This window comes from Burkholderia sp. SJZ089, assembly GCF_007828315.1.
Taxonomy (GTDB): Bacteria; Pseudomonadota; Gammaproteobacteria; order Burkholderiales; family Burkholderiaceae; genus Burkholderia; species Burkholderia gladioli.
In genome coordinates this window covers 25,514-39,732 of record NZ_VIUM01000035.1, presented here as the reverse complement: position 1 = coordinate 39,732, position 14,219 = coordinate 25,514, and the positions used below count along the sequence as shown (strand labels likewise).

General features: G+C 69.4%; 13 protein-coding genes and 1 tRNA gene. 3 read left to right on the top strand and 11 right to left on the bottom strand.

Going from position 1 to position 14,219, the window contains the following annotated elements; all coding sequences use genetic code 11:
* Window positions 1-1,455 (top strand): thioesterase domain-containing protein (locus tag FB600_RS35920; RefSeq protein WP_261383546.1); only part of this gene is annotated, 1,455 nt, incomplete at its 5' end.
* A gap of 271 nt (window positions 1,456-1,726) precedes the next feature.
* Here FB600_RS35920 and FB600_RS35915 read toward each other — a convergent pair.
* A complete protein-coding gene (locus tag FB600_RS35915; RefSeq protein WP_036040945.1) occupies window positions 1,727-3,172 on the bottom strand; it encodes an NAD-dependent succinate-semialdehyde dehydrogenase in 1,446 nt (481 codons plus the stop codon).
* Between the two features lie 542 nt (window positions 3,173-3,714).
* On the opposite strand from FB600_RS35915, the gene FB600_RS35910 reads away from it, so the two are divergent.
* Together FB600_RS35910 and FB600_RS35905 are read left to right on the top strand one after the other, a co-directional pair.
* Complete coding sequence (locus FB600_RS35910; RefSeq protein WP_096750516.1) at window positions 3,715-5,094, top strand: FAD-dependent oxidoreductase; 1,380 nt, start codon at window positions 3,715-3,717, stop codon at window positions 5,092-5,094.
* The gene (locus FB600_RS35905) at window positions 5,078-5,635 is read left to right on the top strand and encodes a DUF302 domain-containing protein (protein ID WP_098181732.1); all 558 of its coding nucleotides are present in this window, start codon (window positions 5,078-5,080) and stop codon (window positions 5,633-5,635) included. Before FB600_RS35910 ends, FB600_RS35905 begins: the two co-directional genes overlap by 17 nt.
* 137 nt (window positions 5,636-5,772) lie before the next feature.
* Here FB600_RS35905 and FB600_RS35900 read toward each other — a convergent pair whose 3' ends face one another.
* The 10 genes from FB600_RS35900 to FB600_RS35855 form a co-directional block, all read right to left on the bottom strand.
* Window positions 5,773-6,732 (bottom strand): cupin domain-containing protein, encoded by a 960-nt coding sequence (locus FB600_RS35900; RefSeq protein WP_145758211.1) that lies wholly within the window; start codon window positions 6,730-6,732, stop codon window positions 5,773-5,775.
* A 194-nt stretch (window positions 6,733-6,926) separates the two neighbouring features.
* On the bottom strand, window positions 6,927-7,745 hold the full coding sequence (locus tag FB600_RS35895; protein WP_096750514.1) for a lytic transglycosylase domain-containing protein: 819 nt from the start codon (window positions 7,743-7,745) through the stop codon (window positions 6,927-6,929).
* Window positions 7,746-8,026: 281 nt separating this feature from the next.
* Window positions 8,027-8,773, bottom strand: coding sequence for a hypothetical protein (locus FB600_RS35890; RefSeq protein WP_096750513.1), 747 nt, complete (start codon window positions 8,771-8,773; stop codon window positions 8,027-8,029).
* Window positions 8,774-9,239: 466 nt separating this feature from the next.
* Window positions 9,240-9,330 (bottom strand) — tRNA-Ser (locus FB600_RS35885).
* A gap of 77 nt (window positions 9,331-9,407) precedes the next feature.
* Window positions 9,408-9,992 (bottom strand): HD domain-containing protein, encoded by a 585-nt coding sequence (locus FB600_RS35880; protein WP_145758212.1) that lies wholly within the window; start codon window positions 9,990-9,992, stop codon window positions 9,408-9,410.
* Window positions 9,993-10,094: 102 nt separating this feature from the next.
* Window positions 10,095-10,685 carry a helix-turn-helix domain-containing protein gene (locus FB600_RS35875; protein ID WP_096750458.1) on the bottom strand — a complete coding sequence of 197 codons (591 nt, stop codon included), beginning with the start codon at window positions 10,683-10,685 and terminating at the stop codon, window positions 10,095-10,097.
* 152 nt (window positions 10,686-10,837) lie between these two features.
* The gene (locus tag FB600_RS35870; RefSeq protein WP_096750457.1) at window positions 10,838-11,101 is read right to left on the bottom strand and encodes a PAAR domain-containing protein; all 264 of its coding nucleotides are present in this window, start codon (window positions 11,099-11,101) and stop codon (window positions 10,838-10,840) included.
* 66 nt (window positions 11,102-11,167) lie between these two features.
* Window positions 11,168-11,497 (bottom strand): hypothetical protein, encoded by a 330-nt coding sequence (locus FB600_RS35865; protein ID WP_244102822.1) that lies wholly within the window; start codon window positions 11,495-11,497, stop codon window positions 11,168-11,170.
* A gap of 137 nt (window positions 11,498-11,634) precedes the next feature.
* On the bottom strand, window positions 11,635-13,650 hold the full coding sequence (locus FB600_RS35860) for a sodium:solute symporter family protein (protein ID WP_036049934.1): 2,016 nt from the start codon (window positions 13,648-13,650) through the stop codon (window positions 11,635-11,637).
* Window positions 13,644-14,072 carry a DUF4212 domain-containing protein gene (locus tag FB600_RS35855; protein ID WP_145758213.1) on the bottom strand — a complete coding sequence of 143 codons (429 nt, stop codon included), beginning with the start codon at window positions 14,070-14,072 and terminating at the stop codon, window positions 13,644-13,646. Before FB600_RS35855 ends, FB600_RS35860 begins: the two co-directional genes overlap by 7 nt.
* Window positions 14,073-14,219: the final 147 nt, after the last annotated feature.

Below are 14,219 nucleotides of genomic sequence, written 5' to 3'. Positions count from 1 at the left end.
GAATACCTCGGCCGCAACGATCACCAGGTCAAGATCCGTGGTTTCCGGATCGAACTCGGCGAGATCGAGGCACGGCTGGCCAACCATCCCGCCGTGCGCGAGGCAGTCGTGCTCGCGATCGGCGACGGCGCCGACAAGCGCCTGGTCGCCTATGTGGTGGCCGAGCACGACGAGCAATTGGTGGGCGCGCTGCGCAGCCATCTCGCCGCGCAACTGCCGGACTACATGGTGCCGGCCGCCTTCGTGCGGCTCGACGCCCTGCCCTTGACGCCCAACGGCAAGGTCGACCGACGCGCGCTGCCCGCGCCGGATCAGTCCGCGCTCGCGCGTCAGGCTTATGAAGCGCCTCAAGGCGAGATCGAATGTGCGCTCGCCGAGATCTGGGCCGAGTTGCTCGGCGTCGAGAGAATCAGTCGTCACGACAGCTTCTTCGCACTCGGCGGGCATTCCCTGCTCGCAGTACAACTGATCATTCGCATCGCCGAGCTGGGCTACCTGCTCACCCTGAACGAGGTGTTCCAGCACCCTGAACTCACCAGCCTGGCGCAGCGCATCGCGTCGGCCTCGGCTTCGACACAGGCGCTGGAAGCGGTGCCGGTTCGCGTCGGGGGCACGCAGCCGCCGATCTTCTTCCTGCCGACCGGCCTGGGAGACTACTCCTATGCCTTCTCGCTGGCTTCGCACATCGACTCGAGCTTCCCCATCTATGCGCTGCCGTGGCAATCGCTCCACGAAACGCCGCTCTCGACGATCGAAGCCATGGCGAGCCGCATGATTGCGCTGATCAAGGCGGTACAGCCGAGCGGCCCCTATCGGTTCGCGGGTTATTCGTCGGGGGGGCTGGTGGCCTACGCCATCGCGCATGCGCTGCTGGAGGCGAACGAGGAAGTGTCGTTCGTGGGGCTGCTCGACGTCTCCACGCCCCAGGCGCTGGAAGCCGAGATGCCGGAATCCGCCCAACAGGTGTTCATCGAGTGGATCGAGGAGAAATACCAGACGGCGCACGAGTCCGCGATCGCCGACCTGCGCGCGCGGCGCGATCGGGCCGGGCTGACGGAGCTGATCGAATCCGCCCAGCAATTCGGGCTCTATCCGCGGCATGCCAGCCTGCCCGTGGAGGTGTCGCGATGGGAGCAGATCGCCCACTACGCCCAGACGGTCAGGCACTATCGGCCGCAACCGATCGCGCGCAAGGTGCATCAGTTCCACGCGACGGAGTTGCTGGGCTCCGGCAGGACCTCACGGGATGCGGCAGGCCGGCAAGCCGACGCCATCGATCCCGGCCTGGGATGGGACCGGATCCTGCCGGCTTCGATACTGCACCTGATTCCGGTGCCCGGCGACCATCATTCGATGGTGGTCGACATCGGGCATCGCGCGCAGTTGGGCCGGAAGTTCAACGACGTGGTGCTGGATTCGATCGACAGCCTCCACCCCAGCGACAGCCCGGCATGAGCCGGCGCCGGGCAGCGGCTCGCCCGGCGCGGGGCGCCCTGGCGGGAGCGCGAGCCGGCGCCTGCCCCGGCGCGGGATGCGCCGGCGCGCAGTCGAGCCGATCTGTATCGGGGAGTGGAACGGGTGCCGCCTTGCGCGTCGTGGTCAGACGCCACGCGGGAAACGACCCGGGCAGCGCAGGCGGGTATTGGCGGGCTAATTCGCGAGGCGCGCCAGACGCGAGCCTCGCCGGGAGCCGGTCGGGCGACCGGCTCCCCGTCACCATCGCCGCTCAGGCGGCGGTGACCGTCACCGACTTCGTGACGAGGTAGGGCTCGAGCGCTTCCGGGCCACCTTCCGAGCCGTAGCCCGAATCCTTCACGCCGCCGAACGGCATTTCCGGCCAGGGCGTGGCGGGCTGGTTGATCCACAGCATGCCGACCTCCAGACGCTGCGTCAGCAGGTGCACGTTCTTGAACGCGCGCGTGAAGGCATAACCGGCCAGGCCGTAAGGCAGGCGGTTCGCTTCGGTGATCGCGTCCTCCAGCGAGTCGAAGCCGCGGATCGCCGCGATCGGGCCGAACGGCTCGTTGTTGAACACGTCGGCCTCGAGCGGCACGTCGGTCAACACGGTCGGCGCGAAGAAGTTGCCTTCGCTGCCGATCCGCTCGCCGCCGGTGGCCACCGTCGCGCCGGTCTTGCGCGCGTCGGCCACCACCTTCTCCATCGCGCCCAGGCGACGCGAGTTGGCCAGCGGGCCCAGGTTGGTGCCGAGCGCGAGGCCGTCGCCGACCTTCAGGCCTTCGGCGTGCTTGACCAGCGCCTTGGCGAAGTCCTCGCGCACGCTGTTGTGGACCAGGAAGCGCGTCGGCGAGATGCAGACCTGGCCGGCGTTGCGGAACTTCGCGCCGCCGGCGGCCTTGACCGCCAGATCGAGGTCGGCGTCCTCGGCGACGATCACCGGCGCGTGGCCGCCCAGCTCCATGGTGGCGCGCTTCATGTGCTGGCCCGCCAGCGCGGCGAGCTGCTTGCCGACCGGCGTCGAGCCCGTGAAGGTGACCTTGCGGATCACCGGATGCGGGATCAGGTAGTTCGAGATCTCGGCGGGATCGCCATAGACCAGGCCCACCACGCCCGCCGGCACGCCCGCGTCGACGAAGGCGCGCAGCAGCTGGGCCGGCGAGGCCGGGGTTTCCTCGGGCGCCTTCACCAGGAACGAGCAGCCGGTGGCCAGCGCCGCGCTGAGCTTGCGCACCACCTGGTTGACCGGGAAGTTCCAGGGCGTGAAGGCCGCCACCGGGCCGACCGGCTCCTTGACCACGGTCTGCTGGACCGCCAGGTTGCGCGGCGGCACGATCCGGCCGTAGACGCGGCGGCCTTCGTCGGCGAACCATTCGATGATGTCGGCGGCCGACAGCACCTCGATCTTCGCCTCGACCAGCGGCTTGCCCTGCTCCTGCGTCATCAGCTGGGCGATCGTGTCGGCGCGCTCGCGCACCAGCGCCGCGGCCTTGCGCATCAGTGCCGCGCGATCGTAGGCCGTCACCTTGCGCCAGGTCTCGAAACCGCGCTGGGCGGCTTCCAGCGCGCGATCCAGGTCGGCGATGCCGGCGTGCGCGACCTTGCCGATCACCTTGCCCGTGGCCGGGTTCAGCACGTCGATGGTCTTGCCGCTCGCGGCATCGCACCACTCGCCGTTGATGAGGAGCTGCGTATCCGTGTAAGTCGTGTTCGTCATCTGGGTATCCACCTGATCGAGAAAAGGAGCGGCCGAAGCCGGGCGCTGCCGCGGCACGCCGCATCGGGACGGGCCGCCGGGCACGCCGGGCGGCTCGCGCCGCCAGCGGCATCCGTGCCGTGGCGGCGCCCGCGCCGTGCCTGCCGGCCCCGCGGCACGGGGGCGGCGGCCCGCCGCGCCGGCCGGCGGGGCACGTCGCCCGGCCGCGGCGCGCGGCGGCCGGGCGCCCGCGCAAGACCGTAAGCGTACAACGTCCGGGGAAAGTCTGCGTGACAGCGGATCGGCCGCTGACGAACGGAAAGCCCGGAAGCCGCGGCATCGAAATGCGGCGTCCGGACCGACCCGACGCGCGGAAAAACAGCGCCGCGACGCGATGAGACGTTCGGGCATGAAGCTGAGACGAGCGCGTCTGGGCACCAGGCGCCGGCGGCCTCAACATGCATTTCGTCAGCCGCGTGATCGACCAGCCGCCAGACGGCACACCACGCGGTGCAGGACTTTCCCAACACGCCTTCGGGCACCCACGGAATCAGGATACGGTCATGGCAAACGTCGAAAACTTCGAATATGTGTTTCTGGGCGGCGGCAAGGGCGGCAAGACGCTGGCGATGGAGCTGGCGCGCGCCGGCAAGCGGGTGGCCGTGATCGAGCGCGGCATGATCGGCGGCTCCTGCATCAACGTCGCCTGCATCCCCAGCAAGGCGCTGATCCACGAGGCCGAGCTGGCCCATCTCGCGAACCGGCGCGACGGCGCCGCGCGCCCCACCGACATGGCGGGCGTGAAGCGCTACGTGCGCTCGGTGGTGGACGGGATGGTCGAGATCAACCGCAAGGCGATGCTCGGCTCGGGCCTCGATCTGATCATCGGCACCGGCCGTTTCGTGGGCCCGCGCCGCATCGAGGTGCGCACCGCCGAGGGCGCCACGCGCATCGTCGAGGGTGAGCACGCCTTCATCAATACCGGCACGGTCGCGCAGATTCCCGATGTGCCGGGGCTCCAGGCCGCCGCGCCGCTCACCCACGTGGAAGCGCTGGCCCTGGAGGTGCTGCCCGAGCACCTGGTGGTGATCGGCGGCGGCTACATCGGGCTCGAACTGGCCCAGGCGTTCCGCCGGCTCGGCAGCCGCGTGACGATCGTTCACGACGCGCCGCGCGTGGCGCTGCGCGAGGACGAGGACGTCAGCGCCGCGATCGAGGCGGCCTTCGCCGGGGACGGCATCGCGATCCGCTCGGGCGTGCGCCCGGTCGAGGTGAGCGGACGCTCGGGCGAGGCGGTCACGCTGCGCCTGGACGACGGCAGCGAAGTGAGCGGCAGCCACCTGCTGATCGCCACCGGGCGCACGCCGGTGACGGCCGATCTGGGCCTGGAAGCGGCCGGCGTGGCAGTCAACGAGCGCGGCATCATCAAGGTCGACGAACGGCTCGCCACCACGGCGCCGAACACCTGGGCGATCGGCGAGGTGGCCGGCACCGCGATGTTCACGCACGCCTCCTACGACGACTACCGCGTGCTGAAATCGCAACTGGCGGGCGGCGATCGCAGCACCCGCGAGCGCCAGATTCCCTATGCGCTGTTCATCGAGCCGGAGCTGGCGCGCATCGGCATCAACGAGCAGGAGGCGAAGGCGCGCGGCATCCCGGTGCGCGTGGCCAAGCTGCCGATGGCGGCCGTGCCGCGCGCCCGCACCAGCGGCGAGACCCAGGGCTTCATGAAGATCCTGGTGGACGGGGAATCGGATCGGATCCTCGGCTTCACGATGCTCGGCGTCAATGCCGGCGAGGTGATGACGGCGGTGCAGATGGCCATGCTCGGCGAGCTGCCCTACACGGCGGTGCGCGATGCGATCATTGCGCATCCGCTGATCTCGGAAGGGCTCAATATCCTGCTGAACGCGGTGCCGGCACATGTGGCCGCGCAATAAGCGGCCGCGCCTGGCGGCGGCGCGAGTCGGCGGCAGAATCGCCGCGCTGCTCGGCGGCCTCGCGCTGATGCTGGCGGGCCTCGTCGGCGCGGCCGCCGCCACGCCCGCTCCCCTCGACACCCCGATGAAGGCAAGCATGAACCAAGCACACAGCGATGCGCTGCTGTCCTGGCAGAGCAGCCACGATTTCGCCGGCACGCTAGCGCACCTGCGCGGCGCGCTCGCCGACAAGGGCATCCGGATCTTCGCGGAAATCGACCAGGCTGCGGCCGCGGCGGATTCCGGCCTGACGATGCCGGCCACCGTGCTGATCCAGTTCGGCAACCCGAAGGCCGGCACGCCGGTGATGCTGCAACATCCGCTGGCCAGCGTCGAGCTGCCGCTGAGGCTGGTGGTCCGGCAAGCCGGGGACGGCTCGGTATGGGTCGATTATCTCGACGCGGCGCGACTGCTCGAGCGCGACTACGGCGTGGACGAGACCTTGCTGGCGCCGCTCGCGCGCATGCCGGCCTTGCTGAAGGCGGCAACCACGGCGAACTGATGCAGCGCCGCGCGCCGGGCTTGATTCGGCAGCGCCGCGCGGCTGAGTGAAGTCAGCGCTTCATGTGAGCACGTCATGTGCTGCGGGACGTGGTTGCACGAGGTGCCGGCGTTACGAGGCCGCCTCATGCAGGCGCTTCACGCGGCCTCGCCCACTTCCGCCGGTTCCACCCGCTCGCGGCTCTGGGCCCGCCATTGCGCGGGCGTCACGCCGATCTGCCGCTTGAACACGCGCTGGAACGCGGCATCCGACTGGTAGCCGACGCGCTCGCCGATATCGGCCACCGACAGCTTGCCCTCGGCGAGCATGCGGCCGGCGATGGTCATGCGGATCTCGGTGAGCATGTCGCTGGCGGAGCGGCCGATCGCCTCGTCGAAATGACGGGCGAAGGTCGCGCGCGACATGTGGCAGAGCTCGGCCAGTTCGGGCAGGGTCCAGGCCTTCTCGGGCGTATCGAACATCGCCGACAGCGCCGGCTGCAGGCGCGGACGCGCCGCCAGCGCGAGCAGCCCGCGCGGCGGCTCGCCGGCCTCGCTGGCGAAGCGCATGGTCAGCGCGAACAGCGCGCCCGACAGGTGATTGACGAGCGCCAGGCTGCCCGGGCCGAGTTCGTCGGATTCCTCGCGCATCAGGCCGACCAGCCGCGTCAGCCGGTTGCCGGCGGCGTCCTGCCCCGGCGCGGCCGAGGTCCTGACCAGCAGGCGGTTCGGCAGATGGTCGCGCAGCAGTTGCTGCGGCATGGCGGGCAGCAGGAAGCGCCCGCACAGCACGTCGGCCGGCGCGCCGCGCCCCTTGTTCGACACCATCTCCAGCCCGGCGACGAAGCGCTCCTCCGACTTCGCCGGACGCTTGCCGCTGCCGTCGTGCAGCACATGGCCCACGCCGGACGGCAGCATCACGATATCGCCCGCCTGCATGGCCAGCGGCTCGCCGAGCCCGTCCTCGAAGCTCGCCTCGCCGCTGAGCAGCACGTGGTAATGGATTTCGCGCTCGCCGGCGGCGGCGCCGTCGATGCGCCAGGGCGCGCCGAAATGGCAGCGCGCATCCAGTTGCCCGGCCACGGGCATCAAGGCCAGCAAACGGCTCAGCAGATCCATCGAAGATTCCTGTGGGTAGGCCCGGCGCCGCGCCGATGCGAGACGTTCGAGCATGAATTTCGCGGATACTACCACCTGGCATCTCATCGCGCAGGCATGCCCGGGCAGCCCCGAACCCGGCAAAAAGCACAAGGCCCGCGCGCTCGCGAAACGCGAGGGCGCGGGCCTCGATCGGCAAGCGCCGAGCGGCCGGATCAGGCCGTGGCGAGCCCCGATTGCTGGGCGGCCTGCATGACCTTCTGCACGTAGGTCGGATCGCCCGTGCCGGCCGGCGTCGCATTCAGGTTGCCCAGGTCGACGCCGTTCGGGCCGGAATTGTAGGCGCGCAGCGCGGCGCCCATGTTGCCGCCGAACTGGTTGGCGAGGTCCTTCATGTAGTTCGCGCCGGCGCGGATGTTGTCGGCCGGGTTCGAGATGTCGCCGCCGCCGTATTGCTGGAATTCGTTGGGGCCGAGCTGCATCAGGCCGCCGCCGGGGGTGTTCGCGATCCCTTTCGACTCCTGCCAGATCTGGCCGGCGATGATGCCGGGCGGCACGCCGGTGGACTGCGATGCCGACATGATCTCGTCCTTGTACTTGCTGGCGACTTCCTGCGGAGTCATGTCGCCGCCCGACGCGTCGGGCGTGGCCTGGACCGACGAGGCGCCCGCCGTTGCCGGCGCGCCCGTGCCGTCGGCCGGCGCGCCGCTGCCGGTGGGCGGCGAGGCATCGGCAGCGTCCGGCGCGCCGCCGGGAGCGGCCGCCAGCGTCTGGGGCGCACCGCCGCCGCCGCCACCACCGCCGTCCGACAGCGCGGGCATGCCGCCGCCTCCACCGCCCGCGCCGCCGACCGACGGAGACGGTTTCTGGTTGGCCAGGTTGTTCAACTGCGAGAACATCTGCAGTTCGGCGATCAACTGCTGGATCAGTTGTTCGAGCTGCGCGAGCTGCTGCAGGGCCTGCGTATTGCCCTGGCCCGAGCTCTGGTAGGGATCGAGCGTGCTCGATCCGGCGGCATCAACGGACATCGACATGGACGTCTCCCTGTGAGGACGGCGCGACGGTTATCCGAGCACTCTAGGCGGGTTCCGGCAGGCGCCGGGCCGCGGTTGCGAAGCGGCTGCCGGGGATGCGAAACATGAGGGTAGACGTCGGACGCGGGCGGGAACGGTGCGTGAATTCGCCGCCGAAACCAGGTTGTCCAGTTCGATAGCTCGATGAGCTTCCACATCGGCACCCTGTGTCGCTCTCGATTGCGCACGATCCAGAAGTCCGACATCGGTTGCCTGAGCAATCCCCTGACTTGCGGCGAAATTCAGTCGGTGCGGGGCCGGAATTCCGTCCTGGCACCTGCGGCGGTCAACTCGGCGGCGAGACGTTGCAGGCTGATCCTGGGGCCTTTGCCAACCAGGAGCTCGGGCCTGGCCACCAAGGCAAGCGCCTCTTGTGGCGACACGCCAAGGATGCGCCTGACGATCTGAATGACCTTCAGCTTCTGCGACCCGAAATCGGTGACGACAAGCTCGACCGTCGCCAGGTTCGCCGGGTCGTAGGCCGCAGGTGCGATTTTCGGGAACTCGGCAGCGTGCTCGCGGCGGGCCTGGAGGACCTCGCTCCATAACGGATCGGCCACATCCAACTCGTCTTCCACGAACCTCGACACCTGCGCGTCATCGTCGCCCACGGCTTTCAGGCGAAGCAGGATTTCACCGAAACGCCGCAGGGATCCTGCCACGGGAATCGCGTCCCATCGCCCGCCCCCGTGCTTCGCGAAACAGACCGGAAAACCCGCGGCCTCTTCCGCCACGTCGACGAAGAACGGGTCGTTGAAGTCGTTCACGGCGAGGACGAACCAGGCCGGCTGCCAGGCTCCATCGTGCGTCGATACCAGGGACTCGCCGGTGCGCCCATTTGACCTGAAACCCACTTGCAGGGTCTCGATCTCGTCCGGCAGGGCGTATCGGGAAGGCAGGACCATATCGCCGACGATAATCGCCGCCAGCAGGAAATTCCGGATTTCCGAGGGGATTTCCCTCGGCGGGTCTTCTGTCATGGGCATCATGGGAATGTCGCTAACGCGTCAGGGCAGACTGCCGCCAGCAATCAGGAAGCCCGCGATTCGCCATGTGGCGTTCTGGAAAGCCAGTCCGGCATGGCATCCAAATATCCGATTCCTGTTCCTCATCGCGGGATCCACGTATCAGGTAGTTATCAGGTAGTGCTGTACATCACGTTCGGGGACGAATGCCGGCTTGTGGACGTCGCCCCGCAGCGACCCCCGACTTCGACTTGCCGCAGGCATATAAGTCATGCTGGATAGTAGACGTAATTCCCGCTCTGCCAGCGGTGATGTCGCATTGGCATCGGGTGCGACAACTGCGTCCAACGCTGGATGACGTTTACGGCCGGCCGCCGGCGCGGGTGCGCGAATTACATATTCTTCGGGAATCGGCTAACGGCCTGATTGAGGGACCAGAAAGTCAAAAGCCCCGTAAGTCGTTGAACTTACGGGGCTTTGCGATCATTTTTGGCGGAGAGAGGGGGATTCGAACCCCCGATAGGCGATTAACCTATACACGCTTTCCAGGCGTGCGACTTAAACCACTCATCCATCTCTCCAGCAAGAGCGAGAGTATAGCAGACTCCAACGGCGGCTCGCCAGCCCCACCGCAAGGCCCATTCATCGCGGCGACCCTTCAGCCCGAAGGCCCGCCGGCACCGGCCATCCGCTCGCGCGTCGCCTCGTCGACACGCTCGCGAAACCGCTGCAGCGCCGGCACCTTGCGGGTATGCGCCTGCCCATACGCGAGGTTGAACGCATAGTCGAAATCGGGCGGATTCTCGCCCTGCGTGTGCTGCAGGATCGTCTCGATCTTGTCGAGCGCCTTCACCGCGCGCGCTTCCGGCGTGGCCGCCCGCGCATACTCGTCCCACAACGCGACGATCCTCTCGCGCATCGGCGCATCGAGCGTTTCGCCGAGGCGCAGCAGGTCGCGTCGCTCGACGGCATCCTTGCCGCTGCCCGGGACCTGCTCGGGCGCCGGCACATCGCCGCCCAGCGCCTCGCCCAGGTCGTGCACCAGGCAGAGCTCGAGCACCCTGCCGCGGTCGACCTCGCCCAATTGATCCATCAGCACCATCGCCATCAACGCGAGCCGCCAACTGTGCTCGGCCGTGCTCTCGCGTCGGCCACCCGAGGTATGGCCGCTGCGCAGCACATCCTTCAGGCGCTCGCAGCCGCGCAGGAAATTCAGTCGTGCGTCGATCAACGCGTCGTCCATGGGAACCACCTCGAATACTCCATTGATCGGCCACTATACGGCGCCGGGCGGGTCCGCTCCACGCATGAATTATGCGTCGCCGCCCGCCCGATCATTCGGCATTCAAAGCGTTTCGACCAGGCGCGCCAGCGTCCCGTCGGACAAGGTGAAACGCGTCCAGCGGCAGCGGCTCGCACGAATCGGCACCTGCGGCGAGTCGTTGGACCCGGTATCGAATTCGATCGAGGGTGCCGGATGATCTTGCCAGCCCGCATCGCGCAAGGACTGCTCGCGCGCCACGATCTCGGCCGTCGCGAACGGCCAGAGCGACGCGCCCATCAGCGACGACAGCGGCGCCGCGAACTCCGCGGCTCGCGGCGTGGAGCAGGCCAGCAGCCGGTGCGTGAGGTCGCACACGAGATGAACGGGACGGGTGTGATGGCTCACGAGGCGCTCGAGCGCGCGATCCGCCGCCGAGTCGAGGCGCGCCGACAAGCAGGCCTCGATGCGCCGCAGTTCCTCGTGCGACACCGCCTGGGTGCCGGCTTCCCAGCGCGATATCGTCGACTGCGATACGCCGAACAGCGCCGCCGCATGCTCCTGCTTGATCCGGCGCAGCGTGCGCCACCGACGCAGGCTCGCGCCCGGCGAACAGGCCAGCTCGGACGGCGGCAAGGACGTGGTCGTTGCCTGGTTAGACGATATCGGTTTCATGGCTTTCCTTCGATGCCCAGCAGGGGCGCGGCGAGCGCCGCGCCGTGCCGACACGGCGAAATTCGACTTGAAACTCGACGCGAAGCGCGGCGGCATGGGCGACGTCACAGCCCCCCGCGACGCGCCGGCCGGGCTTCGCCCGCCCCGCCCGCCTATTCGCTGCCGAAGGTGCTCAGCGTCGATTGCAGGGTGGCGCCGCAGCTGGTCTTGTGGCCGTCGAAGGCGACGGCCCGGCCGCCGACGGTGAATTCCGGGTTGCCCTCGACGATCACGCAACTCTGGTGCCCGGCGATCGGGCAGACGCAGAGGTCGCCGACGCGCGCGACCGGCTTGCCCTCGACGAGCAGGCTCGAATCGCCGGTCTCGACCACGCCGCCATGGCTGGTCGGATCGCCGACGCGAATCACGTTCTTCATGTCCTTGCTCCCGTAGTTCGGTGGATGCACGTGCGGGCCACCGCTCTCCCGGCGCCCGCAGCGGCCTCAAGGGTACCGCAACATCAGGCTCGGGTCTGCCTGGCGCGGATCGTGGCTGAACCGGGCCCGGCCCCAGGCGAGCGGCTCCAGTGCGGCGCTGGCCGGATGCGTGCTCGCCAGTTGCCGTCTCGAGGCGGCGGCCACCGCCTGCACGATCCGCGATTCCGTGATGCTCGCATCGAAGAAATGGATCGGCTCGAACAGCACGGCAACGCTGGCCACCCCGGCATCGGCCACGTCGATCACACAGTTCGCCGCATAGCCATGGAGCCCGAGCGGCTTGCCGACGCGATCACGCAGTGCGCCGCCCGGCGTGATCTCGGGCCGCCCGCGCATCGGGGGCGAGCGCGCCGCTCGCGTCGACCTCGATGCGGACCTGCTCGATCCGGACCGCGCCGCTGCGCCGGTCGATATGGCGTGTCGTCGTCATCTCGAACGCCCGATGCTTGCCCGGTGGTCGCGCCTCGCCGGATTCATGGATGCCGGATGTAATCGACCAGCGCCCGGGTATAGGCGTCGGGCCGCTTGTCGAGCAGGCTCACGCCGATGGCGGCCGCGAAACCGGCCGGCACGCCGAACACGCCCGAGCTGATCGGCTCGATGCCGAACCAGGTAGGGCCGGCGAAGCCGGTCAGCTGCGTGAAGAAGGGATAGGTCGAGAGGATGTAGTAGATGCACACGCCGAGCCCCGTGATCATCCCCGCCACCGCGCCGCGCGTGGTGGTGCGCTTCCAGAACACCGCCAGCACCAGCACCGGGAAGAAGCTCGAGGCCGCCAGCGAGAAGGCCGCGCCGACCAGGAACAGGATCTTGCCGGTGTTGAGCGAGGCCACGTAGGAGGCGAACAGCGCCACGCCGAGCAGCAGCACCTTCGAGATCGTCACGCGCCGCTGCGCCGAGGCGTCGGGCGCCACCATGTGGTAGTAGACGTCGTGCGACAGCGCATTGGCGATCGTCAGCAGCAGGCCGTCGGCGGTGGACAGCGCCGCGGCCAGCGCCCCGGCCGCCACCAGCCCCGACATCACGTAGGGCAGCCCGGCGATCTCGGGCGCGGCCAGCACCACGATGTCGGGCTGCATCTGGATGTCGGACCAGTGCACGATGCCGTCGCGCAGCACGTCGACCACCCCGATCAGGTCGGGCTCGAAGTGCTGCCATTGCGTGACCCAGGACGGCAGCTCGGCGAAGGGCTGGCCCACCAGGTGGGCGAGGATCTCGAACTTGATCAGCACCGCCAGCACCGGCACGCTCAGGTAGAACAGCGCGATGAAGAACAGCGTCCAGCCCACCGAGCGGCGTGCCGAGGCCACCGAGGTGGTGGTGTTGTAGCGCGTCAGGATGTGCGGCAGGCTCGCCGTGCCGAGCGACAGGCACAGCAGCAGCGCGAGGAAGTTGCGCCGGCGCGGCCGCTCGTCGTCGTTGCTCGCCGAGGGGAACGGCAGGTGCATCGGCAGCGGCTCGGCGGCACGCGCCAGCAGCTCGTCGCGCGCCTGCTCCCAGACCACCCGCGCGGCCGCCGCGTCGCGCGGGAACTCGGCCAGCTCGCGTTCGCGCTGGCTGATCTCGCGCAGCGGGCCGTTGCGCCGGCGCAGCGCCGCGAGCTCGTCGGCCAGTTGCACGCGCGCCTCGCCGTAGGACGCCGGCAGCCGGTCGAGCCGGGCCTGGAACACGGCGGCGCGCGCGCGGAAGGCCTCGCGCACGGCGTGCTCGTCGGCCGAATCGCGCACCTGGGCCTCGAGCGCCTCGACGCGCGTCATCAGGTGCCCGTAGTTCAGTTGCGGCACCGGCCCGAGCCCGTCCTTGATCGCGATCAGCGAGACCGGGACCAGGAAGGCGACGATCAGGATCACGTACTGCGCCACCTGGGTCCAGGTCACCGCGCGCATCCCGCCCAGGAAGGAGCAGACCAGGATCCCGGCCAGCCCGCAGAAGATGCCGATCGCGAAGTCGACGCCGATGAAGCGCGTCGCGATCAGGCCGATGCCCTGGATCTGCGCGACCAGGTAGACGAAGGAACAGAGGATCGCCGCGCCGGCCGCGAGCGCGCGCACCAGGGTGCTCGAATAGCGCGTACCGAGGAAGTCGGGGATGGTGTAGCGCGCCAGCTTGCGCACGTAGGGCGCCAGCAGGAAGGCCACCAGGCAGAAGCCGCCGGTCCAGCCCATCAGGTAGGCCAGCGCGTCGTAGCCGGTGGCGTAGAGCGAGCCGGCCAGGCCGATGAAGGAGGCGGCCGACAGCCAGTCGGCCGCGGTCGCCATGCCGTTGAAGGCCGAGGGCACGCGCCGCCCGGCCACGTAGTACTCGACCAGGTCGGAGGTGCGCGACAGCAGCCCGATCACGGCATAGACGGCGATCGGCACGAACAGGAACACGTAGCCGATCCAGACGCCGGGGCCGGTGGCGCGCTCGATGCGCCAGAGCAACGCCACGAAGGCGAGGAAGCCCAGCGTGTAGCACGCATAGGCGCGGATCAGCCGGCTGGTCAGCATGCGTCGCGATCCGCCCGGTGGTCGTGCCGGCCGTCGGCGCGGCGCGGTTGGCCGTCGGCCACGGCGCCGGCATCAGGCTCGTCGGCGCAGGCCGCGTAGTCGCGCCGCAGCCGGCGATCGGCGCGCTGCATCAGCAGCACGTAGACGGCGATCAGCAGCAGGTAGACCAGGATCGCCCCCTGCGCGCCCAGGTAGAACGGCAGGCTGAAGCCGCCCAGGCGCAGCGCGGCCAGGACCGGCGCGAACAGCGGCACCAGGAAGGACACCGCGAAGCCGATCGCCATCAGCACCGCGATCAGCCCGACGTTGAAGCGCCAGTAGCGCGCATGGGCGCGCGCGAGCCGGTCCGGCACCGGCGGCGGATCGCTGAAGTGGCGGGAGGTCGAGGTGGTGGTCGACGGGGAACGGGGGGCGGCGGTCATCCGCTTATCTAACAAAAAAGCCCCGGCGCGGGCAATCGGGATTGCCGCGCAGGGGCTGCGTGCCGGGCCGGCCGGATCGGCACGCCGCGGCGGGGGCCGGGCGCGTCCGGTGGCGCGGTTTCGCGCGCCGGCCGTGGAAACCGGCCG